Annotated in this window: 14 protein-coding genes and 1 pseudogene; 7 read left to right on the top strand and 8 right to left on the bottom strand. The window is 67.4% G+C overall.

Translation table 11 applies throughout. From position 1 onward, the window contains the following. Positions 1-74 precede the first annotated feature (74 nt). Positions 75-6,007: pseudogene (gene uvrA, locus SJH88_RS00075) on the top strand (excinuclease ABC subunit UvrA). Positions 6,008-6,034: 27 nt separating this feature from the next. Here the strand turns inward: uvrA and SJH88_RS00070 are convergent. Continuing rightward, positions 6,035-7,219: an MFS transporter gene (locus SJH88_RS00070; RefSeq protein WP_043385399.1), complete on the bottom strand. Its 1,185-nt coding sequence runs from the start codon at positions 7,217-7,219 to the stop codon at positions 6,035-6,037. A 149-nt stretch (positions 7,220-7,368) separates the two neighbouring features. On the opposite strand from SJH88_RS00070, the gene SJH88_RS00065 reads away from it, so the two are divergent. Then, on the top strand, positions 7,369-8,340 hold the full coding sequence (locus SJH88_RS00065; RefSeq protein WP_420921700.1) for a LysR family transcriptional regulator: 972 nt from the start codon (positions 7,369-7,371) through the stop codon (positions 8,338-8,340). An 88-nt stretch (positions 8,341-8,428) separates the two neighbouring features. Next, a complete protein-coding gene (locus SJH88_RS00060; protein ID WP_043385396.1) occupies positions 8,429-8,752 on the top strand; it encodes a hypothetical protein in 324 nt (107 codons plus the stop codon). A 92-nt stretch (positions 8,753-8,844) separates the two neighbouring features. Here the strand turns inward: SJH88_RS00060 and SJH88_RS00055 are convergent, their stop codons facing one another. Beyond that, a complete protein-coding gene (locus SJH88_RS00055; RefSeq protein ID WP_274753272.1) occupies positions 8,845-9,417 on the bottom strand; it encodes an RBBP9/YdeN family alpha/beta hydrolase in 573 nt (190 codons plus the stop codon). 243 nt (positions 9,418-9,660) lie between these two features. On the opposite strand from SJH88_RS00055, the gene SJH88_RS00050 reads away from it, so the two are divergent. Then, positions 9,661-10,653 carry a Bug family tripartite tricarboxylate transporter substrate binding protein gene (locus SJH88_RS00050; RefSeq protein ID WP_274753271.1) on the top strand — a complete coding sequence of 331 codons (993 nt, stop codon included), beginning with the start codon at positions 9,661-9,663 and terminating at the stop codon, positions 10,651-10,653. A gap of 266 nt (positions 10,654-10,919) precedes the next feature. On the opposite strand, the gene SJH88_RS00045 is transcribed toward SJH88_RS00050, so the two are convergent. Next, entirely contained in the window at positions 10,920-11,894 is a 975-nt protein-coding gene (locus tag SJH88_RS00045) for a LysR family transcriptional regulator (RefSeq protein WP_081770782.1), read from the bottom strand. Positions 11,895-12,101: 207 nt separating this feature from the next. Between SJH88_RS00045 and SJH88_RS00040 the strand changes: the two genes are divergently transcribed. Both SJH88_RS00040 and SJH88_RS00035 read left to right on the top strand, forming a co-directional pair. After that, positions 12,102-13,049: a Bug family tripartite tricarboxylate transporter substrate binding protein gene (locus SJH88_RS00040; RefSeq protein WP_409818632.1), complete on the top strand. Its 948-nt coding sequence runs from the start codon at positions 12,102-12,104 to the stop codon at positions 13,047-13,049. A 108-nt stretch (positions 13,050-13,157) separates the two neighbouring features. Beyond that, the gene (locus SJH88_RS00035) at positions 13,158-14,438 is read left to right on the top strand and encodes a TolB-like translocation protein (RefSeq protein ID WP_043385384.1); all 1,281 of its coding nucleotides are present in this window, start codon (positions 13,158-13,160) and stop codon (positions 14,436-14,438) included. Between the two features lie 170 nt (positions 14,439-14,608). Here the strand turns inward: SJH88_RS00035 and SJH88_RS00030 are convergent, their stop codons facing one another. Next, positions 14,609-15,409 carry an HAD-IIB family hydrolase gene (locus SJH88_RS00030; protein ID WP_274753270.1) on the bottom strand — a complete coding sequence of 267 codons (801 nt, stop codon included), beginning with the start codon at positions 15,407-15,409 and terminating at the stop codon, positions 14,609-14,611. Between the two features lie 166 nt (positions 15,410-15,575). After that, the gene (locus tag SJH88_RS00025) at positions 15,576-17,204 is read right to left on the bottom strand and encodes a peptide chain release factor 3 (RefSeq protein ID WP_183303617.1); all 1,629 of its coding nucleotides are present in this window, start codon (positions 17,202-17,204) and stop codon (positions 15,576-15,578) included. 226 nt (positions 17,205-17,430) lie between these two features. On the opposite strand from SJH88_RS00025, the gene SJH88_RS00020 reads away from it, so the two are divergent. Beyond that, positions 17,431-18,111, top strand: a complete 681-nt coding sequence (locus SJH88_RS00020; protein ID WP_231499219.1) for a lysoplasmalogenase — start codon at positions 17,431-17,433, stop codon at positions 18,109-18,111. A 43-nt stretch (positions 18,112-18,154) separates the two neighbouring features. Here the strand turns inward: SJH88_RS00020 and SJH88_RS00015 are convergent, their stop codons facing one another. The 3 genes from SJH88_RS00015 to SJH88_RS00005 all read right to left on the bottom strand — a co-directional run. Then, positions 18,155-18,874 carry an ABC transporter ATP-binding protein gene (locus SJH88_RS00015; protein WP_274753269.1) on the bottom strand — a complete coding sequence of 240 codons (720 nt, stop codon included), beginning with the start codon at positions 18,872-18,874 and terminating at the stop codon, positions 18,155-18,157. Between the two features lie 5 nt (positions 18,875-18,879). Beyond that, entirely contained in the window at positions 18,880-20,115 is a 1,236-nt protein-coding gene (locus SJH88_RS00010; protein WP_238826190.1) for an ABC transporter permease, read from the bottom strand. Then, positions 20,115-20,749: efflux RND transporter periplasmic adaptor subunit (locus tag SJH88_RS00005; RefSeq protein ID WP_274753268.1), on the bottom strand; the 635-nt coding region annotated here is incomplete at its 5' end. The genes SJH88_RS00010 and SJH88_RS00005, both read right to left, overlap by 1 nt.

The following is a 20,749-nucleotide window of genomic DNA, read 5'->3' as shown; positions in this document are numbered from 1 at the left end:
CCGATCCACGGCGGCAGCCTGCCTAGAATGGTCGGCCGCTTTGTTTTTGACGCTTCTTCTTCGCGCAGCTCACCATGACCCAAGGCCAGATCCGCATCCGTGGCGCACGCCAACACAACCTGCAGAACGTGGATGTGGACATCCGCACGGGCGAATTGACCGTCGTCACCGGGCCCAGCGGCTCGGGCAAGTCCAGCCTGGTGTTCGACACCCTGTTTGCCGAAGGCCAACGCCGCTACGTGGAAACCTTCAGCGCCTACGCGCGCCAGTTCCTGGACCGCATGGACAAGCCGGCCGTGGACCGCGTCGAAGGCGTGCCGCCGGCGATTGCCATCGACCAGACCAACCCGGTGCGCAACTCCCGCTCCACCGTGGGCACGATGACGGAGCTGAACGACCACCTCAAGCTGCTGTTCGCGCGCGCCGCCCACCTGTTCGACCGCCAGACCACCCTGCCCGTGCAGCACGACACGGCCGAGACCATCTTCGCCGCCCTCCAGCAGCGTTGCGAACGGGCCGGCGACCCGCGCATTGCACTGACCTTCCCGGTCGAGCTGCCCGCCAACACCTCGCAGGAAGAAGTGGAGCAATGGCTGTCGGCCAGCGGCTTCACCAAGGTGCAGGCCGAGCGTGAAGTCGAACGTGCGGCACCCGTCGAAGAACCCGCCAAGGGCAAGAAGGCCAAGGCCGCGCCACCCGAAAGCATCAAGGTGCTGGACGTGGTGGCCGACCGCTTCCGCTTCAGCCGCGTGGAGCGCTCCCGGGCCATGGAGGCCATCGAGGTCGCCCTCAAGCGCGGCAGCGGCCACCTGACCGTGTACGTCATGCCCGAAGCGGGCGAGGCTGAGACGTGGAAGTTCTCGCAGGGCCTGCACTGCCCCGAGAGCAACCTCAGCTACACCGCACCCATGCCGTCGCTGTTCTCCTTCAACTCCGCAGTGGGCGCCTGCGACGCCTGCCGGGGTTTTGGCCGCGTGATTGGCGTGGACTGGGGCCTGGTGATCCCCAACGACAAGCTCACGCTGCGCACCGGGGCCATCAAGCCCATCCAGACGCCCGGCTGGAAGGAGATCCAGGACGACCTGATGCGCCACGCCGAGGCCGAAGGCATCCCTCGCGACATCGCCTGGAGCAAGCTGACCCCGGAACAGAAGCACTGGGTGATCGAAGGCTCGCCGCTGTGGAAGGGCCAGTGGAACAAGCAGTGGTACGGCATCCGCCGCTTCTTCGAGTACCTGGAAACCAAGACCTACAAGATGCACATCCGCGTGCTGCTCTCCAAGTACCGCAGCTACACGGAATGCCCCACCTGCGCCGGCGCACGCCTGAAGACCGAAAGCCTGCTGTGGCGCATTGGCAGCAAGGCGCAGGCCGATGCGGTGCTGCCTCCTGCACAGCGCTTTATGCCCACCGGCGTGGCCTGGAGCCGTGCCCAGCTCGAGGCCCTGCCCGGCCTGTGCCTGCACGATCTGATGCGGCTGCCCATCACACGGCTGCGCAGCTTCTTCGACAGCCTGCACCTGGGCAACCAGACCGGGCTGGCCGAGGGCGAATTGCAGGCACTCAAGCTGCTGAACGAAGAGATCGGCACGCGCCTGAAGTACCTGGTGGACGTGGGCATTGGCTACCTGACGCTCGACCGGCAAAGTCGCACCTTGAGTGGTGGCGAGGTGCAGCGCATCAACCTGACCACCGCGCTGGGCACCAGCCTGGTCAACACCCTGTTTGTGCTGGACGAGCCCAGCATCGGCCTGCACCCGCGCGACATGGAGCGCATCACCCAGGCCATGCACCGCCTGCGCGATGCCGGCAACACCCTGGTGGTGGTGGAGCACGACCCGGCCGTGATGTTTGCCGCCGACCGCATGATCGACATGGGCCCCGGCCCCGGTGCGCGCGGCGGGCAGATCGTGTTCGACGGCACGCCCGAGGAACTCAAGCACGCCGACACCCTGACCGGTGCCTACCTGGGCGGGCGCAAGCAGGTGGGCTTTGGCGTGAAGCGCATGGTGACCGAGAGCACGCCCCGCCTCATCCTGGAAGCGCGCGCCAGCACAACCTGCAAAACCTCAATGTGGACTTCCCGCTGCAACGCCTGGTCACTATCACCGGCGTTTCGGGCTCGGGCAAATCCTCGCTGATCCAGGACATCCTGGCCCCGGCCCTGCTGCGCCACTTTGGCAAGCCCACCGACAGCCCCGGCGCACATGACCGCCTGCTGGGCGCCGACCACCTGGCCGACGTGGTGTTTGTCGACCAGTCGCCGATCGGCAAAACCGCACGCTCCAACCCCGTGTCCTACGTGGGTGCCTGGGACAGCCTGCGCGAACTGTTTGCACTCGCGCCGCTGTCGGCCCAGCGCGGCTACACGGCCAGCAAGTTCAGCTTCAACAGCGGCGATGGCCGCTGCCCCACCTGCGGCGGCTCGGGCTTCGAGCATGTGGAGATGCAGTTCCTGTCCGACGTCTACCTGCGCTGCCCCGACTGCAACGGCAGCCGCTACCGTGCCGAGATTCTGGAAATCAAATTGGATCGCGATGGCCGCAGCCTGAACGTGGCCGATGTGCTGGAGCTGACGGTGGCCGAGGCGGCCCAGCTGTTCCGCCAGGATGCCGAGGTGATCCGCGCCCTGCAACCCATCGTCGATGTGGGGCTGGAGTACGTGAAGCTGGGCCAGCCCGTGCCCACGCTGTCGGGCGGCGAAGCCCAGCGGCTGAAGCTAGCAGGCTTTCTGGCCGAGGCGGCCAAAACCGCCTCCAAATCCAAGCAAAAGATTGCGCGCAAAGGGACGCTGTTCCTGTTCGACGAGCCCACCACCGGCCTGCACTTTGAAGACATCGCCAAGCTGATGCGCGCGCTGCGCAAGCTGCTGGAGGCGGGCCACAGCCTGATCGTCATCGAGCACAACCTGGACGTGATCCGCGCCAGCGACTGGCTGATCGACCTGGGCCCCGAGGGCGGCGACGGCGGCGGCCAGATCGTGGCCCAGGGCACGCCCGAGGACGTGCGCCAGGTCAAGGGCTCGCACACCGCACAGGCCCTGCGCGAATACGACCTGGCCATGGGCGTGGGCGGCCAGTTGGTCGAAGAAGTCGCGCCCATGCTCTATAAAAAAGAGCTGTCAGCGCGCGCCCACAAATCTCCAGCAGGCAAAAATGCCATTGAAATCGTCAACGCCCGCGAGCACAACCTCAAGGGCCTGAGCGTGGACATTCCGCGCGGCAAGTTCAATGTGGTGACCGGCGTGTCCGGCTCGGGCAAGTCCACGCTGGCGTTTGACATCCTGTTCAACGAAGGCCAACGCCGCTACCTGGAATCGCTGAACGCCTATGCGCGCTCCATCGTGCAGCCCGCGGGCCGACCCGAGGTGGATGCCGTCTGGGGCATTCCGCCCACCGTGGCCATCGAGCAGCGCCTGTCGCGCGGCGGGCGCAAGTCCACCGTGGGCACGACCACCGAGGTCTGGCACTTCCTGCGCCTGCTGTACGTGAAGCTGGGCACCCAGCACTGCGTGCACGACGGCGCCGCCGTGGAGCCGCAAACGCCCGAGCGCATTGCCGCCCAGTTGCTGACCCAGTTCAAGGGCCAGCACATCGGCCTGCTGGCCCCGCTGGTGGTGCACCGCAAGGGCGTGTACACCGAGCTGGCCGACTGGGCCCGCCCCAAGGGCTACACGCACCTGCGCGTGGACGGCGCCTTCCTGCCGACCACGGGCTTCCCGCGCCTGGACCGCTTCAAGGAACACACCATCGAGCTGCCCGTGGCCAGCGTCAAGGTCACGGCGGCCAACGAAAAAGAGCTGCGCGCGCAGTTGGCCAAGACGCTGGAGATCGGCAAGGGCGTGGTCCATGTGCTGTCCGGCATCGACACCCTGGAGGCCGCGATTGGGGCGCCCGAGCAGGGCAAGGGCGTGGGCACGCTGCAAGTGTTCTCCACCCAGCGCGCCTGCCCGGTCTGCGCCACCAGCTATGCCGAGCTGGAGCCCAGCCTGTTCAGCTACAACAGCAAGCACGGCTGGTGCCCCGACTGCGTGGGCACGGGCGTGAAGCTAACCAAGGAGCAGCGCAAGGTCTACGACGACAGCACCCTGGCCGAAGACAACCGCGGCCGCGAGCTGACGCTGACCGCCAACGAGGTCGAAGACCTGGAGGAATGCACCTGCCCGACCTGCGAGGGCACACGCCTGAACGCCCGCGCCCGCGCCGTGCGCTTCCACGGCAAGACCATCACCGAGCTGGCCCACCTGTCGGTCAGCGCGCTGCGCCAGTGGTTCCAGCAGCTGACGACGACCGGCCGCGAAACCGACATCGCGCGCGACCTGCTGCCGGAAATCCTGGGCCGCCTGGAATTCCTGGAGGAGGTCGGGCTGAACTACCTGACCCTGGACCGGGGCGCGCCCACGCTGTCCGGCGGCGAGGCGCAGCGCATCCGCCTGGCGGCGCAGCTGGGCAGCAACCTGCAGGGCGTGTGCTATGTGCTGGACGAACCCACCATCGGCCTGCATGCGCGCGACAACCACATCCTGCTCAACGCCCTGCACAAGCTGGGCGACAAGGGCAACACCCTGGTGGTGGTGGAGCACGATGAAGACACCATCCGCCGGGCCGACCACGTGATCGACATCGGCCCCAGCGCGGGCAAGCGCGGTGGCCAGCTGGTGGCCCAGGGCACGCCGGCCGACATCATGGCCGCCGCCGATTCGCAAACCGGCCGCTACCTGCTGCACGCCATGCGCCACCCCTACCAGGCGCGCCGCGCGGTGCATGGCGTGGCGGATGCAGCCGCTATCCCAACAGAAGCTGCCAGCACAGATGCAGCCAGCGCAAAACCCAAGAAACGCACCAAAAAGCAGATCGCGGCCGATGCGGCCGCCGCCTTGGCTGCCGACAGCGCGGCCCTGAATGCCGAGCTGGCCAACCCCCGCAAAGCCACCGGCCCGCTGCACTGGCTGGTGGTGAATGGCGCGAACCTGCACAACCTGCAGGACATCGAGGCCAGCGTGCCCCTCCAACGCCTGGTGGCCATCACCGGCGTGTCCGGCTCCGGCAAATCCACGCTGGCGCGCGATGTGCTGCTGACCAATGTGTCCGCGCTGGTCAGCCAGCGCAGCACCAAGGCAGGCCGCGAAGCGGCGCAAGCGGGCCAGACACCCGCGCTGGTCGGCTGTGAAGCCGTCTGGGGCACGGAAGCCATCGACCGCGTGCTGGAGGTGGACCAGACGCCGATCGGCAAGACCCCGCGCAGCTGCCCCGCCACCTACATCGGCTTCTGGGACACCATCCGCAAGCTGTTTACCGACACTTTGGAGGCCAAGGCCCGTGGTTACGGCGCGGGGCGCTTCAGTTTCAATACCGGCGAAGGCCGTTGCCCGGCCTGCGAAGGCCAGGGCATGCGCACCATCGAGATGAGCTTCCTGCCCGATGTGAAGGTGCCCTGCGAAACCTGCCACGGCGCGCGCTTCAACCCCGAGACGCTGGCCGTCACCTGGCGCGGCAAGAGCATTGGCGACGTGCTGCAGATGGAGGTGGACGAGGCCGTGGAGTTCTTTGCCTCCATGCCCAGCATCGCGCACCCGCTGCAGCTGCTCAAGGACGTGGGCCTGGGCTATCTGACGCTGGGCCAGCCCTCGCCCACACTGAGCGGTGGCGAGGCCCAGCGCATCAAGCTGGTGACCGAGCTGACCAAGGTGCGCGACGACATCACCAAGCGCGGCAACAAGGCGCCCCACACGCTGTACGTACTGGATGAGCCCACCGTGGGCCTGCACATGGCCGACGTGGACAAGCTGATCCGCGTGCTGCACCGCCTGGTGGACGGCGGCCACAGCGTGATCGTCATCGAGCACGACCTGGACGTCATCGCCGAGGCCGACTGGATCATCGACCTGGGCCCCGAAGGCGGCAGCGGCGGTGGCCGCATTGTGGCTGCGGGCACCCCCGAAGAGGTGGTGGCCCTGGGCACGCACACAGGCCAGGCGATTGCGCCGGTGCTGGCGCGTACCGCCTGAGCGGCCACACCGACCCGCGGACCCGCCTCAGGCCCGCGCCAAATCGCAGGCCTGGGGCACGGGGTGGCGCACCGGCAGGTAACGGCTCCAGACCGTCAGCAGCAGGCCCATGGCCGTCAGCGCGGCGGCGACCCAGCCCAGGTGCACCAAGCCCAGCCCCCCGGCCAGGGCCAGGCCACCGGCCCAGGCCCCCAGCGCATTGCCCAGGTTGAAGGCTGCGATGTTCAGGCTGGACACCAGGTTGGCGCCGTGGGGGCCGGCCTGGTCCAGCACGCGCATCTGCATCGGGGCCACGGTGGCAAAGGCCATGACACCGAGCACGACCACATAGGCCATGGCCACGCCCGGGTGCCCAAAGGCCCAGCGGCCCAGCGCCAGCACCACCAGCAGGGCCACGAGGCTCCAGGTCAGGGCCCGCAGCACGCCGCGGTCGGCCAGCTTGCCGCCCAGCAGGTTGCCCACGGCCAGGCCGGCGCCGAACAGCAGCAAGGTCAGGGCCACCAGGCTGCCCGCCATTCGGGTCACCTGGGTCAGCAAGGGCTCGATGTAGGTGTAGAGCGCGAACACGCCGGCAAACCCGAACACGGTGATGCCCAGGCCCAGCCAGACCTGGGGATGGCGCAGCGCGGCCAGTTCCTGCTGCAGCGGGGGAACGGCCGGACGGCCCAGGTCGCGCGGCACAAAGGCCACCAGGATGGCGAAGGCCACCACGCCCACGCCCGCCACGGCAGCGAAGGCCATGCGCCAGCCGAAGTGCTGACCGATCCAGGCCCCAGCGGGCACGCCCAGCAAGGTGGCCAGGGTCAGGCCCGAGAACATCAGCGCGATCGCCGAGGCCTTTTTCTCCAGCGGCACCAGGCTGGTGGCCACAACAGCCCCCACGCCGAAGAAGGTGCCGTGGGTCAGCGAGGTCAGCACCCGCGCCGCCATCAGCGCGGTGTAGTTCGGCGCAAACACCGCCGCCAGGTTGCCGGCGATGAAGATCAGCATCAGTGCCAGCAGCAGGCGCTTGCGCGGCCAGTGGCGCGTCAGCAGGGTCAGTACGGGCGCGCCCACAGCCACGCCGATGGCGTAGCCCGAGATCAGGGTGCCGGCCGTGGGAATGCTGATCCCCAGGTCGCTGCCGACCTGGGTGAGCAAGCCCATGATGATGAATTCCGTGGTGCCGATGCCAAAGGCACCGGCCGCCAGGGCCAGAAGAGAGAGCGGCATGGGAAAGGTCCTTGGGGTATCCAGAAAAATCCGAGGGGGTGACTGTGCCCCCGACCAGGATCTTTGTGTAGATGGAATAATGGCAATGCATTTGTTCCCAAGCGGAACAAATTACCTCCTGGTTCCCGCCCTGCAATTCCGGAGACTCCGTGCCCGACACCCCCCGCTTGTCGCCCTTGGCTGCCCAGGGCAGTGAGGTCAACCGCTCCGGCGAACTGGAGGTGCTGGTGCTGGTGGCCGAACAGGGCAGCCTGTCGGCCGCCGCACGGCAGATGGGTGTGTCGCCCTCGGCCATCAGCAAGACCGTGTCGCGGCTGGAGGCCCGCCTGGGGGTGCAGTTGTTGCAGCGCAGCACGCGGCGCATGCAGCTGACGGCCGAAGGGGCGCAACTGGTAGAGCGCGGCAAGCGCCTGCTGGCCGACCTGGACGAGCTGGAGGCCACCGTGGCCGCCCGCAGCGCCCCCAAGGGCGTGGTGCGCATCAGCGCCAGCACCTCCACCGGCCAGCGCCTGCTGGTGCCGCTGGTGGCCCCACTGATGGCGGCGCACCCGGGTCTCCGGCTGGAGCTGTTCTTCACCGACCAGATCGTGGACCTGGTGGAGGACAGCATCGACATCGCCATCCGCTGGGGACAGTTGCCCTCCTCGGACATGGTGGCGCGGCGCCTCGGCTGCACGCGCCAGGTCATCGTCGCCGCCCCGGACTACCTGGCCCGCCATGGCGTGCCGCAGCACCCGAAGGATCTGGCGGACCACCGGCGCATGGGCTGGACCTACCCGCGTGCGATCCCACACTGGCCGTTTCTGGTCCAGGGCGAGCGTATGGCGGTGGAGATCGGCCAGGCGCTGCGCGTCAACGACGGCGATGTGCTGCGTGGCCTGGCTTTGGGCGGCGCCGGGTTGGCGCGGCTGTCGCTGTTCCACGCCTGGGAGGACCTGCAGGCCGGCCGGCTGGAGGTGGTGCTGGAAGACTTCAACACCGGCGACCTGGAGCCCATCCACGCCGTCTACCCGGGCAAGCCAGACCGCCTGCCACCGCGCACGCGGGCGGTGCTGGACTTTCTGCAGGCCCACGTCGACCTGGCGCATGCCGAACAACTGCCCCCCGCCTGGCGGGCCTAAGATCGCGCCATGGCCTTCCACGCAGCTCTCATGCCGACCGTCACCGCCACGGCGCGCCACCCCTGTCCACAGGCACCGGGGGTGCCGCGTGCCTGAACGCGTCATCTACCTGCAGCCGGCGGCACCGGCCAAACCCGCCATGGGCGCGCCCTGCAATGGCTGCGGCCTGTGCTGCCTCGCCGAGCCGTGCCCGTTGGGCATCTGGGTGTCGCGCCGGCGCACGGGCGCCTGCCAGGCGCTGCAGTGGGACGCCAGCGCGCAGCACTACCGCTGCGGCATGGTCAGCGATCCCGGGGCCGTGCTGGGCTGGCGCCGCCCCTGGGCCATGCGCCTGGTGGCCCGGCTGGCGCGGCGCTGGATTGCGGCCGGCATCGGCTGCGATACCGATTGGGAGCCCCAGCCCCCACGCTAAAGGCCCTGGCCCCATGGCCACAGGACACACCGCGTGGGGCGGCATGCGGTACGGCCCCAGGCCGTGCTATGTGCGCGCCGGCTGGCACGGATTCAATTGCCGACCACCTCTGCCGCCAACAACTCCTCCAGCCACTGGCGACCCTGGGGCCAAGGGCCCAGACCGCTGTCGGCATTCAGATGGCCCAAGGCACCCACCACTTCCAGACGGGCACCCCAGGCGGTGGCAAACACCTGGGCCCGCTCCAGCGTGACCCGGGGGTCGTTCGTGCTGGCGACCACCAGGGTTGGAAACGGCAAGCGCTGCATCGGCATCGGGGCAAAACCCAGGGGGCCCGGCGGCCAAGTGGGTGACTCCACATCGCTGGGGGCCACCAGCAAGGCCCCGCGCACGGGCAGGGGTCGGTCCGGGTGGTACCGCGGCCAGGCGGCCACCAGGTGATTCACCAGGGCCACGGCCACCGAATGCGCCACCAGCACGGCCGGCGTCTGCCGCTGCGCCAGCACCGCCACCAGGGTGTGCACCCAGTCGGCGCACTGGGGGGTCTGCCATTCACGCTGCCACACCCGCTGCATCTGTGGGTCACTCGCTTCCCAGTGGGACAGCCAATGCTCCGGGTTGGCATTGCCACGGCCCGGCAGCAGCAAAATCGAGGGTTCTTGCATGTCGCTCCTTGTACGATGGCCGCCCGGCTCGGCAGCGCCTGTGCCGCATTGTGGCCTGCGGGGAGCCCCGACGGGACGCCCCAACTGGCTTGATGCCCCTGCGACAGCCGCCCAGGGATTGCCCTCGGTACGGCTGCGCGGTGCGGCTTTTACAGTGCAAATGTCGCGCTGACAAAACCAGCCCGACATTCAGGGAGTGGCAGCCCCCGCTGCCCGCATAACGAGACAACTGGAGATTCCCCCATGGCATTTGCCCCTCACCGCAGCCGTCGTTCGGCCCTCTGGGCCACCCTGGCGCTGTCCAGCCTGGCCCTGACCGGCACCAGCTGGGCCCAGGAACCCGCCGCCCAGTGGCCCAGCAAGCCCATCAAACTGATCGTGCCCTACACCCCCGGCGGTTCGACCGACATCGTCAGCCGCACCGTGTTTGAGGCCGTGGGCAAGCGCCTGGGCCAACCCGTGGTGATCGAGAACAAGCCCGGCGCCAACAGCACCATCGGCGTGACGCAGACGGCGCGCGCGCCGGCCGACGGCTACAACTTCGTCAGCGTGCTGGCCGCCTACACGGTCAACATGTCGCTGTACAAGAAGCTGCCCTACCAACCCAGCGACCTGGTGGCCGTCAGCCATGTGGCCGACCTGCCCATGTTCCTGTTCGCGGCCAACAAGCTGCCGGTGAAGAACGCCAAGGAACTGGCCGAGTACGGCAAGAAGCAGCCGCTGAACTACGCCTCCAGCGGCACCGGCGCCAGCGCCCACATGATCGGCGCGCGCTGGGCCCAGGAAAACGCGCTGAATGCCCAGCACGTGCCCTACAACGGCAGCGCTCCCATCCTGGCCGACCTGATGAGCGGCCAGGTCGACATGCTGTTTGACCCCGCCCTGGTGCCCATGCCCCACGCCAAGAGCGGCAAGATCAAGGTGCTGGCCGTGGCGTCGAAGCAGCGCTGGCCCGGCGAGCCCGACATCCCCACCATGGAGGAAGCGGGCTTCCCCGGCTTTGTGATGAACTCCTGGGTTGGCGTGCTGGCGCCCAAGGGCACGCCCCAGCCCATCGTCGACAAGCTGTCCAAGACCATCGCCGAGGCCGTGCAGTCGCCCGAGGTCAAGGCCAAGCTGACGCAGTTGGGCTTCGGCGCCATCGGCAGCACGCCCGCGCAGTTCCAGCAGCTGATCGACCAGGACACGGCGATGTACAAAAAGGTGATCGAGACCGCGAAGGTAAGCATCGACTGATGCTTTGCATGGGGGTCGCGGCCCGTGCGGAGGCGCCCATACGGCGCTTCATGCGGTGTTGCGCGCCCTTGCCTTACCGACGTACTGTCTGCGGGCGTGCGCTCAACCTGAAGCAACGTCTGAGCGTTGGGGAGGATGGTGCAACGCCCGCTGTGCTGCAGGGGCACGTTCTGGCTTTTGTTTTTTTATAGCTGCTTGTGCTTTTTTAGTAACAATTTCAGTATGTTTTTGACCTAAAAATGGCTCTGAAAGCGCTGAAGCAGCTCTTATTTTTGCATCTTGCGCGCGCGGCCAGTGCGTAGCACCACGCCATCGCTGTGCGCCGTGGCAGGCGGGGCTCCCTCTTCCGGCAGCGTCTGCAGCTGTTCGCGCAGCAGCTGGATAAAGCATTCCGCCCGCTCTGATGGAGCGTACTGCGGCGGCAGGGCCAGCACCACTTCCACCGCGCACAGCGGCTGCAGCGGCAGCACCCGCAGCTCGCGGGCAAACACCGAGGCCATATACGGGTTGACCACGCCAATGCCCAGCCCCTGCGCGGCAAGGCTGCAGATGGTGGCGGAGTAGGTGGTCTCGATGGTGGAGCCGGCTTCGATGCCGTGCTCCTGCATGGTGCGCTGCAGCTGCAAAAAAATGTCGTCGTTGGCGTTCAAGGTCAGCAGTTTTTGGCCTTGCAGATCGCGCACATGGATAGCGTCTTGTGCGGCCAACCGGTGCTGCGGATGCATCACGCATACCGCGTGGCTGCGGTGCAGCACGCTGGCGTCCAGCTCGGCACTGGCAATCGCCATGGTGCTGACCACCAGGTCCAGCTGACCATACAGAAGGCCTTCGCGCAGCGGTGTGGTGCCCAGGGTCTGCAGGCTCAGATGGGTGCTGGGAAAGCGCTGTGCAAAGCGGTGCACCACGGTGGGAATCACGCTCAGCCCCAACGCCGGTGTGCAGCCTACGCGCAGCGCACCGGCGCCGGATTGGCGCAACACGCTCAACGCGCGCTCAATGCGCTCGCGCCCCATGAAGTGCTGCTGCACGGTGGCGTACAGCTCCATGGCTTCGGGCGTGGGGCGCAAGCGGCCTTTGTGCATGTCGAACAGCTTCAGCCCGGCAGCCGCCTGCATCTGCGCCAGCAGCCGGCTGACCGAAGGCTGGGTGGTGTGCAGCAGCTGGGCTGCCGCAGTGGTGGTGCCGGTCTGGATGACAGCGCGGAACGCCTCAATTTCGCGGGAGTTCAGGGGCCGGGACATGGCGTTGCAGCAGGCAAGTGGTGAGGTAGGAAGGGTATACCAATTTTGTATAGCAGCCTCGAATAAATGCATTTTTCACGAGATGGCGTGCTTTCTACACTGCCTCACATCGATCAAAAAAACTCCGCCCTAGGCGATGAACAGGAGCAAGACATGCAACAACAATCGGGTTTGAGGACACGCCGCAATGCCGTGCTGGGGGCTGTGATGGCCGTGATGGGTTTGGCCGGTGCCAGCGCCCAGGCGCAGCAGGATTTCCCCTCTGCCAACCGACAGATGCGCATCCTGGTGCCCTTCACCGCCGGTGGCAGCTCCGACGTGCAGGCCCGCATGCTGGCGGACAAGCTGGGTCGCCTGTGGAATGTGCCGGTGGTGGTTGAAAACAAGCCCGGTGCGGGCGGTCACTTGGGCGGCAAATATGTGGTGGACCAGCCCGCCGACGGCTACACACTGATGGTGGGCTCCATCGGCTTGCACGCCACCTACGCCGTCTACCCCAAGCTGCCGTATGACCCCGCCAAGGATTTGCGCGTGCTGACGGTGCTGGCCGAAATGCCGCACGTCGTAGTGGCCACGCCCAGCCTGCCGGTCAAGACGCTGAGCGATCTGACGCAGCTGACTAAGAAAGAGTCCAACTCCATCAACTTTGGCTCGGCCGGCGTGGGCTCTTCGGTGCACATGATGGGCGAGCTGTACAAGCTGCAATCGGGCGCACCCATCGTGCACGTGCCGTACCGCGGCAGCTCCGCCGCACTGAACGATTTGCTGGGCGGCCAGATCCAGCTGATGTTTGAAAACCCGCCCACCGTGCTGTCACATGTGCGTGGCGGCAAGCTCAAGGCCCTGGCCGTGACCGGCTCCCAGCGCCTGGAAGCGCTGCCCGATGTGCCTACCGCCGCCGAAGCCGGCATGAAGGACTATGTGGCCACATCGTGGACCACGGTGGCCGTCTCGGCCAAGGTGCCTGAGACCATTGTGCAAAAGCTCAACGCCGACATCCGCAAGGTGGTGAACACGCCGGAATTCCACAAGGGCCTAGCCGACCAGGGCATGAGCGCCGTGGCCAACACCTTGCCTGAAGCCCAGAGCTTTGTGGCGCGTGAAAAGCAGCGCTGGGACCGTGTGATCAGCGAAGGCAAGATTACCGCCAACTGATGGCGCAGCATGCTGCTGCCGCCTGTTTTGGGCGGCAGCAGTCTATGCCAGCAGCCGCAGACCTGAGCACAGCGCTGCGGCTGTTCTTTTTCGATATGGGTAACTGTGATGACGACTTCTGCAACTGATCAATTTGTGCCTTGCCGCCGCGTGGGTGATGGCAGCCAGCACCATTTTTTTGGCTACTACAACAAGTCCAACTGGGACAAGACTAACCGTTTGCTGGCCGCGCAGCGCACGCCGTGGATGGATGTGTACCTGACGCCCGATGCCACAGCCACCATTGGCTACTTCGACACCCAGGATGGTGACCGCTTTCACGCCGTGGGCGAGACCGGCGCGTGGAACTTTCAGATGGGCAGCCAGCTGCAGTGGCTGGATGGCGCACCCGGCCGCCAGCTGATCTACAACGACCGCACGGGTGATATGAACGCCCGCTACCCCGGCTTTGGCGCCGTGGTGGTGGATGTGGACAGCGGCGCACGCCGCGTGCTGCCTATGCCGGTGTATGTGGTGGCACCCTGCAGCGCCTGGGCGCTGTCGGTCAACTACCGACGTCTGTACATCACCCACGAGACCATTGGCTACAGCGAACCCGGCCAGCCTTTCGATCTGCCGCTGGCGCCAGCGGACGACGGCATCTGGCGCATGGAGCTGGACAGCGGCGCTGCCCAGCTGCTGGTCAGCTACGCCCAGCTCAAGGCATTCCACCATGTGCCGTCGATGGACAAGGCCATCCACTGGGTGAGTCATATTGAAGTGAACCCTGCGTCCTCGCGCATCCTGTTCCTGCACCGCTGGACCGAGCGCGTGAAGGATGAAACCTGCTTCCTGCACCGTCTGATCACCATGAACCCCGACGGCTCGGACATGCGTTTGCTAGAGTGCTCGGACCATCCGCTGCCGCAGCTGGCGGCGGATTTTGACCCCAGCGCTGTGGGCACGTTCGACTACGAAAAGTCGGAATACCAAATCTCCCACCCGCTGTGGCAAGACAACGAGCACATCATCGTCTGGGGACCGCATGCGGGTGAGATCCACTACCACCTCTACCATGACGTGACAGGCGGTGCGGTGCAGGTGATTGGCCGTGATGTGCTGGTGGAAAACGGTCATATGACCTTCTCCCCGGTCAGCACGCGCTGGATGCTGAGCGACACCTACCCGGACGACAAGACGCACGAGCGCTATCTGTTCCTGTTCGACATGCAGACCGGCGAACGCCGCAACCTGCGCAGCTTCTATGCCACGCCGGACTTGAGCAAGGAAAACCGCTGCGACCTGCACCCGCGCTGGAGCCGCGATGGCCAGCAGGTGTGCATTGACTCGGTGCACGAACACCAGCGCCAGATGTATGTGCTGGACGTATCGTCCATCGTCAATGCCTGAGCCTGCTCCATGCCGATCGCGTTGAGCCCCCTAGTGCCAGCGCGAGCGTAAGCAAGACTGAAAACAAGCCAGCAACCGCAAGGTGCTGGCTTTATTGATAGCTGCTTGTGCAGAGGCGGTTTCAATCAAATTTTCATCTGTAAATGGCTTTACAAGAGCTAAAGCAGCTCTTATTTTTGAGTGACCAGAATATGGTCTGCTAACTGCACAAAGCCATCGCCGCGCTCGGCCGTGGTCACATAGCGCGGCAGGTGCTGCAGCTGGGGCACGAAACGCGCGATGTTGGCCACGCCCACGCTGTGGGGCATGTGCTGGAACATCAGCTGGTCGTTGGTCGAATCGCCGATGTAGACCCACTGGCCCAGCGTCGCGTCCAGGTCGATGCCGAACAGGCTCTGCACGATCCAGCGTGCGCCTTCCAGCTTGTTGTGCGCGCCAAACCAGCCGTTGATGTGGATGGAGCTGACGGTGGCGTTCATGCCGGCGTCGCGCATGATGGCCACGCAGGCATCGATCTGCGCCTGCGACAGGGTGGTGAACTCGCTGTGGTCCACGGCGATGTCGCACTCGCGGCCGTGCGAATCGGTGGCGCGCTGCGCGCCGGGCACCTGCTGCTCGATCTGCGCCAGCACTTCCTGCATCTTGGCGAAGTTGTGCACGCGCGTGTCGTCGTCCTGCTGGTAGAGCTTGTCCAGCCCACCCCGGTCGTTGCGGCGCAGGGCCACGGCGCCGTTCTCGGCGACGATGGCCTCCACCGGCCAGGCGCGCGCAAACGGCACGCTCCAGCCCACAGGGCGACCGGTGATGGGCACCACCTTCAGGCCCGCGGCCTGCAGGCGGCCGATGGCGGCCACCACGTGCGCAGGCACCACGCCCTCGGTGGTCAGGGTGTCATCGATGTCGGTCAGCACGCCCAGCAGGTTCGCGGGCACCGGCAGTTCAGACAAGGGGCGCAGAAATTCTTGGCTCACAGCAAACTCTCAACAACCAACCCGTGCCAGGCACGGGTGAGATCAAACACAGCGTAGAAATCAGTAGCGGCCAGCGCAGCGGTGCAGGCGAGGCGCCGGATCGAAGACAGTAGCAGCGCTACGGCGAGATTCGGCAACGACGCATGCAGGCCGCTAGTGATTTCAATTAATGGGCACTACCCAGGGCCAGGCCGGCGTGTTCGCGCAGGGGGTGGAAATGGATCTTGGGGAAGCGTTCCTGCGCCAGGCGCACGTCGTAGGGGCTGGTGCAAAGGAAGGCCAGGGTGTCGGCCGCATCGTGCGCCAGGCGCATGGGGTAGGCGTTCTCGAACTCGCGCAGCTCGGCGGGCGAGTCGGCCGTGATCCAGCGCGCGCCGGTGTACTGGCAGCCTTCCAGGCGCACGTCGCAGTCGTACTCGGTCTTCAGGCGGTGCTGCACCACTTCGAACTGCAGCTGCCCCACGGCGCCCAGCAGCATGTTGCCGCCGACATCGGGCTTGAACACCTGGATCGCGCCCTCTTCGCCCAGCTGCATCAGGCCTTGCTGCAGCTGCTTGGTGCGCAGCGGGTTCTTGAGCACCACGGTCATGAACATTTCGGGGGCGAAGAACGGCAGACCGGTGAACTGCAGGCTGGGGCCGTCGGTGATCGAATCCCCCAGCTGCACGCCGCCGTGGATGGTGAAGCCGATGATGTCGCCGGCATAGGCCTCGTCCACCGCCTCGCGGCGCTGCGACATGAAGGTCACCACGGACGTGGGGCGCAGCTCCTTGCCGGTGCGCTGCACCTTCATCTTCATGCCGGGGGTGTACTTGCCCGAAGCCACGCGCACGAAGGCGATGCGGTCGCGGTGGTTGGCATCCATGTTCGCCTGGACCTTGAACACCACGCCGGCGAAGGTCTTGTCTTCGGGGTGGATGGTGACTTCTTCGCGGTTGCGGTTCACCTCGGTGAAGGCGATGCGCGGGCCGGGCGGGGGCGACATGTCGACCACGGCGTTCAGCACTTCCATCACACCGAAGTTGTTCACGCCGGAGCCGAAGAACACGGGGGTCAGCTTGCCTTCCAGGAAGGCCTGGTGGTCCCACTCAGCGGACGCGCCCTGGGCCAGTTCCATGCTCTCGATGGCATCGTCAAAGGCCTGGCCGAAGCGCGCGCGCAGCCGGTCGGTTTCGGTCAGCGGGATCACCTCGAAGTCCTCGGGGCGCTTTTCGCTGCCGGCGGCAAACACCGTCATGGTCTGCGTCTGCAGATTGATGATGCCGCCGAAACTCTTGCCCTGGCCCACGGGCCAGGTGATGGGGCAGCAGGGCATGCCCAGCTCGCGCTCGACCTCGTCCAGGATGTCCAGCGGGTCGCGCACTTCGCGGTCGAACTTGTTGACGAACGAGAGGATGGGCGTGTTGCGCTGGCGGCAAACCTCGATCAGGCGGCGGGTCTGCGATTCCACACCGTTGGCCGCGTCGATCACCATCAGCGCCGAGTCCACGGCCGTCAGCACGCGGTAGGTGTCTTCCGAGAAGTCCTTGTGGCCGGGGGTGTCGAGCAGGTTGATGACGTGGTCGCGGTAGCTCATCTGCATCACCGACGAGGCCACCGAGATGCCGCGCTGCTTTTCGATTTCCATCCAGTCCGAGGTGGCGTGGCGGCTGGCCTTGCGCCCCTTCACGGCCCCGGCGATCTGGATCGCCCCCGAGAACAGCAGCAGCTTTTCGGTCAGCGTGGTCTTACCCGCATCCGGGTGGGAAATGATGGCGAAGGTGCGGCGACGCCGGGTTTCAGGAGCGTATGACACTGGTCGGGGACGGGTTCGGTCGTGGCGACGGCCACGCGTTTGCGACAAAGGGCCGCAAGCGCAGCAGTGCGCAGCGGGCCTCTCAAGGTAAAGAGGGGCGATTTTAAGGGAAAGCACGAAACTCCACCGGCCCCGGAGAATGCGCGCCCACGGCATCCGTGGCCCACCCCGCAAGGCGGGACAGCCCCAATGCCCAGCCGTGCGCGTGGCCCGCAGACTGGCCGGCATGCACCTGCTTGCCCACCTCCATCCGCTGCAATGGGCCATGGCCCTGTGCGCCCTGCTGGCCATGCTGGCCGGCCACCTGGGGCCCTTCGCTGCCTATGCCCTGCTCAAACCCCTGCCGCTGCTGCTGTGCCTGGCCCTGGTCTGGCGGCGCGCCGACCGCCAGGGCCAGCCCGTGGCCACCCGCTGGCTGCTGGCCGGCCTGGCGCTGAGCCTGCTGGGCGATGTCTGCCTGCTGTCAGCGCAGGGCTTCCTCGCCGGCCTGGCGGCCTTCCTGCTGGCCCACGGCTGCTACATCGTGCTGTTCCACCGGGGCCTGCCGTGGCTGCCGCACCGCCCGGCCCTGCTGGCGGTGCTGGCCTGCGCCGCGCTGGTCTACGGCTACCTGGCGACGCACGGCCTGCCCGCCGACATGCGCCTGCCTGTGGCCGCCTATGTGCTGGTGATTGCCGGCATGGCGGCCCAGGCCATCGGCCGCGCCCAGGTGCTGCGCAGCGCGGGCGCACGCTGCGTGGCCTGGGGCGCACTGAGCTTCATGGTCAGCGACAGCATCCTGGCGATCGACCGCTTCGTGCAGCCCCTGCCCGCCGCCACCGTGTGGGTGCTGGGCAGCTATTACCTGGCCCAGGGGCTGATCGTGCACGGCATGCTGCGGGTGCTGCACGCACCGCAAAGAAAATAAGAGCACTCTGCGCAGGCAGGACGCGCGCCAGCGACCAAAAACACTACATGTGTGGCGTCTGCGTGTCCTGGGCGATCTGGCCATCGACCATTTCCACCAGCCGGTCGCAGCGCGCCGCCAGGCGCGGGTCGTGGGTGACGATCAGAAAGGCCGTGCCCTGCTGGGCATGAATCTCGCGCAGCAGCGCGAACACATCGTCGGACGACTGCGTGTCCAGGTTGCCCGTGGGCTCATCGGCCAGCACCAGGGCCGGCTGCTGCACCAGCGCCCGGGCGATGGCCACGCGCTGCTGCATGCCGCCCGACAGCTCCGACGGCTTCTTGTGCAGCGCCTGGCCCAGGCCCACGGCGCGCAGCAGCTGGATGGCGCGGTTCTTGTCCGCGCCGGACACCACGCCGTGCGCCATCAGCGCCGGCAGGGTCACGTTCTCCAGCGCGGTGAAGGCCGGCAGCAGGTGGTGGAACTGGAACACGAAGCCCAGGCTCTGGCGGCGCAGCAGGGTCAGGCGGTCGTCGCTGAGCCGGTGGGTCTCCTGCCCCAGCAGCTGGTAGCTGCCGCTGCTCATGCGCTCCAACAGGCCCAGGATGTTCAGCAGGGTGCTCTTGCCCGAGCCCGACGGGCCGACCAGGGCGATGAACTCGCTGGCGCGCAGCTGCAGGTCGATGCCGTGCAGCACCTCGGCCTCGCTGGGCTGGCCCACGTTGTAGGACTTGCGCACGGCCGACAGCTGCAGCAGGGGTGCGGTGGTGGGGTCGTGGGCCATGGGGGTCACATCCGTATCGCCTGGGCCGGGTCCATGGACGCGGCGCGGCGCGCCGGCACCACGGCCGCCAGCACGCCGCACACGGTGGCAATCAGCGCCGCACTCAGGGCGTCGGGCAGGGTCAGGTGGATCTCGAACAGCGCGCCGCCCTCGGCGCTGCGCGCCAACGTGGTGAACAGCTGCACCATGGCCCAGGACAGCAGCACCCCGCCGACCGAGCCCAGGGCCCCGACCACCGCGCCCTGCAGCAGAAACACGCGCAGCACCTGGCCGCGCGTGGTGCCCATGGCGCGCAGGATGCCGATCTCGCGGCGCTTTTGCACCACGCTGACCACCAGCACGCTGGCAATCCCCAGCACCACCACCACCAGCACCACCACGCGGATCACCGTGGTGCTGATGGTCTGGGCGTTCAGCGCCGAGAGCAGCTGCGCGTTCGTGTCCTGCCAGCTCTCCACCTCATAGTCGTAGCGCGCGCGCAGCTGGCGCGCGATGGCATCGGCTTGCCACACGTCGGCCACCTGCATCTCCAGCACCGTGGCACCGCCGGGCACGCCCAGCAGGCTTTGCGCGCTGCGCAGCGGGATGATCACGGTGCGGCGGTTCAGGTCCTTGAGGCCCAGGTCCAGCAAGGCCGTCACGCGCACCGGCTCGTTCACCGCGCCGGTGGCGATGGTGAAGCGGTCGCCCGGGCGCACGCCCAGGTCGGCGGCCAGTTCGGTGCCGATCATGGCCTCGCCCGGGGCCAGGCCCCAGGCGCCGGCCACCAGCTTCTCGCGCAGGTTGACGATGCGCTGGTAGCGCTCCAGCTCCACCCCCATCAGGGCGATGGACTGCGAGGCCTCGCCGCGCAGCGCCAGCCCGGCGCCCGAGACCATGGGAGACACGGCGATCACGCCCGGCTCGCGCTCCAGCACCGGCAGCAACTGCTGCCAGTTGGCCACCGAGCGCAGGCGCTGCGCGCGCGGCTGGGTGTCCGACAGCAGCACCGCATCGCCCACCGCCGGGCGCGGCAGGGGCGTGACCACGTCCTCGGGCGCGCGCAGGCTGATGTGGGCCTGCGTGCCCAGCGTCTTGCGCACGGTGTTGGCCTGCAGGCCATGGATCAGCGCCGTGATGTAGGTGACCACGGCCACGCCCGCCGCCACCCCGGCGACGATCATCAGGCTTTGCATGCGCCCTTCGCGCAGAAAGCGCAGGGCCACCTGCCACTCGAAGCCCCAGGGCATGCGCACGGCCATCAGCGCTCCTGCTGCGGCGCAGCCGCGCGCACCCGCTGGCCTGCCTGCGCCGGGGGCAGCAGCACGGTATCGCCGGCGTGCAGGCCGTCCACAATTTCCGCAGCCTCCAGGGTGCGCAGGCCCACCTGCACCGGGCGCGGCGTGGCCCGGCCGTCCTGCAGCACCAACACCTGGGCGGCGCTGTGGCCTTCACGCAGGCCTTGCAGGGCCTGCAGCGGCAGCACCAGGGCCTGGGCCTGGCGACCGGTCTCGACCTGCACCGACAGGCTCATGTCCTCGCGCAGGAAGTCCGGCGGCGCGGCCTGCAGCGCCAGCTTCACCTCCACCGCGCCGCGCTGCGCGTCCACGCCCGGGGCGATCGACACCACGCGCGCCGCCAGGCGTTGGTCGGCAAAGGCATCGGCCACCACCTGGGCGCTCTGGCCCTCGCGCAGCTGGTCCAGAAAACGTTCATCCACCTGGGCCACGATCAGCGTCGGCCCCTCCAGGGCCAGCTGCAGCAGCGCCGTGCCGGCCTGCACGATCTGGCCGGGCTCCACCGTGCGCGCCAGCACCTTGGCGGCGCTGGGCGCGACGATGTGGGTCTGCTGCAGCTTGGCCTGGGCGGCCGCCAGGGCCGACTGCGCCTGCTGCA

This window comes from Comamonas sp. GCA5 (assembly GCF_036541385.1).
GTDB classification, from domain to species: Bacteria; Pseudomonadota; Gammaproteobacteria; order Burkholderiales; family Burkholderiaceae_C; genus Comamonas; species Comamonas aquatica.
Note: the sequence above shows the minus strand (reverse complement) of the source record. Positions and strands in the feature narration are given on the sequence as shown.

Excerpts from the sequence above, each read along its gene's own strand:
- SJH88_RS00070 (WP_043385399.1), bottom strand. The coding sequence starts at position 7,219 with ATGCCGCTCTCTCTTCTGGCCCTGGCGGCCGGTGCCTTTGGCATCGGC.
- SJH88_RS00055 (WP_274753272.1), bottom strand. The coding sequence starts at position 9,417 with ATGCAAGAACCCTCGATTTTGCTGCTGCCGGGCCGTGGCAATGCCAAC.
- SJH88_RS00050 (WP_274753271.1), top strand. The coding sequence starts at position 9,661 with ATGGCATTTGCCCCTCACCGCAGCCGTCGTTCGGCCCTCTGGGCCACC.
- SJH88_RS00045 (WP_081770782.1), bottom strand. The coding sequence starts at position 11,894 with ATGTCCCGGCCCCTGAACTCCCGCGAAATTGAGGCGTTCCGCGCTGTC.
- SJH88_RS00040 (WP_409818632.1), top strand. The coding sequence starts at position 12,102 with ATGGCCGTGATGGGTTTGGCCGGTGCCAGCGCCCAGGCGCAGCAGGAT.
- SJH88_RS00035 (WP_043385384.1), top strand. The coding sequence starts at position 13,158 with ATGACGACTTCTGCAACTGATCAATTTGTGCCTTGCCGCCGCGTGGGT.
- SJH88_RS00020 (WP_231499219.1), top strand. The coding sequence starts at position 17,431 with ATGCACCTGCTTGCCCACCTCCATCCGCTGCAATGGGCCATGGCCCTG.
- SJH88_RS00015 (WP_274753269.1), bottom strand. The coding sequence starts at position 18,874 with ATGGCCCACGACCCCACCACCGCACCCCTGCTGCAGCTGTCGGCCGTG.
- SJH88_RS00010 (WP_238826190.1), bottom strand. The coding sequence starts at position 20,115 with ATGGCCGTGCGCATGCCCTGGGGCTTCGAGTGGCAGGTGGCCCTGCGC.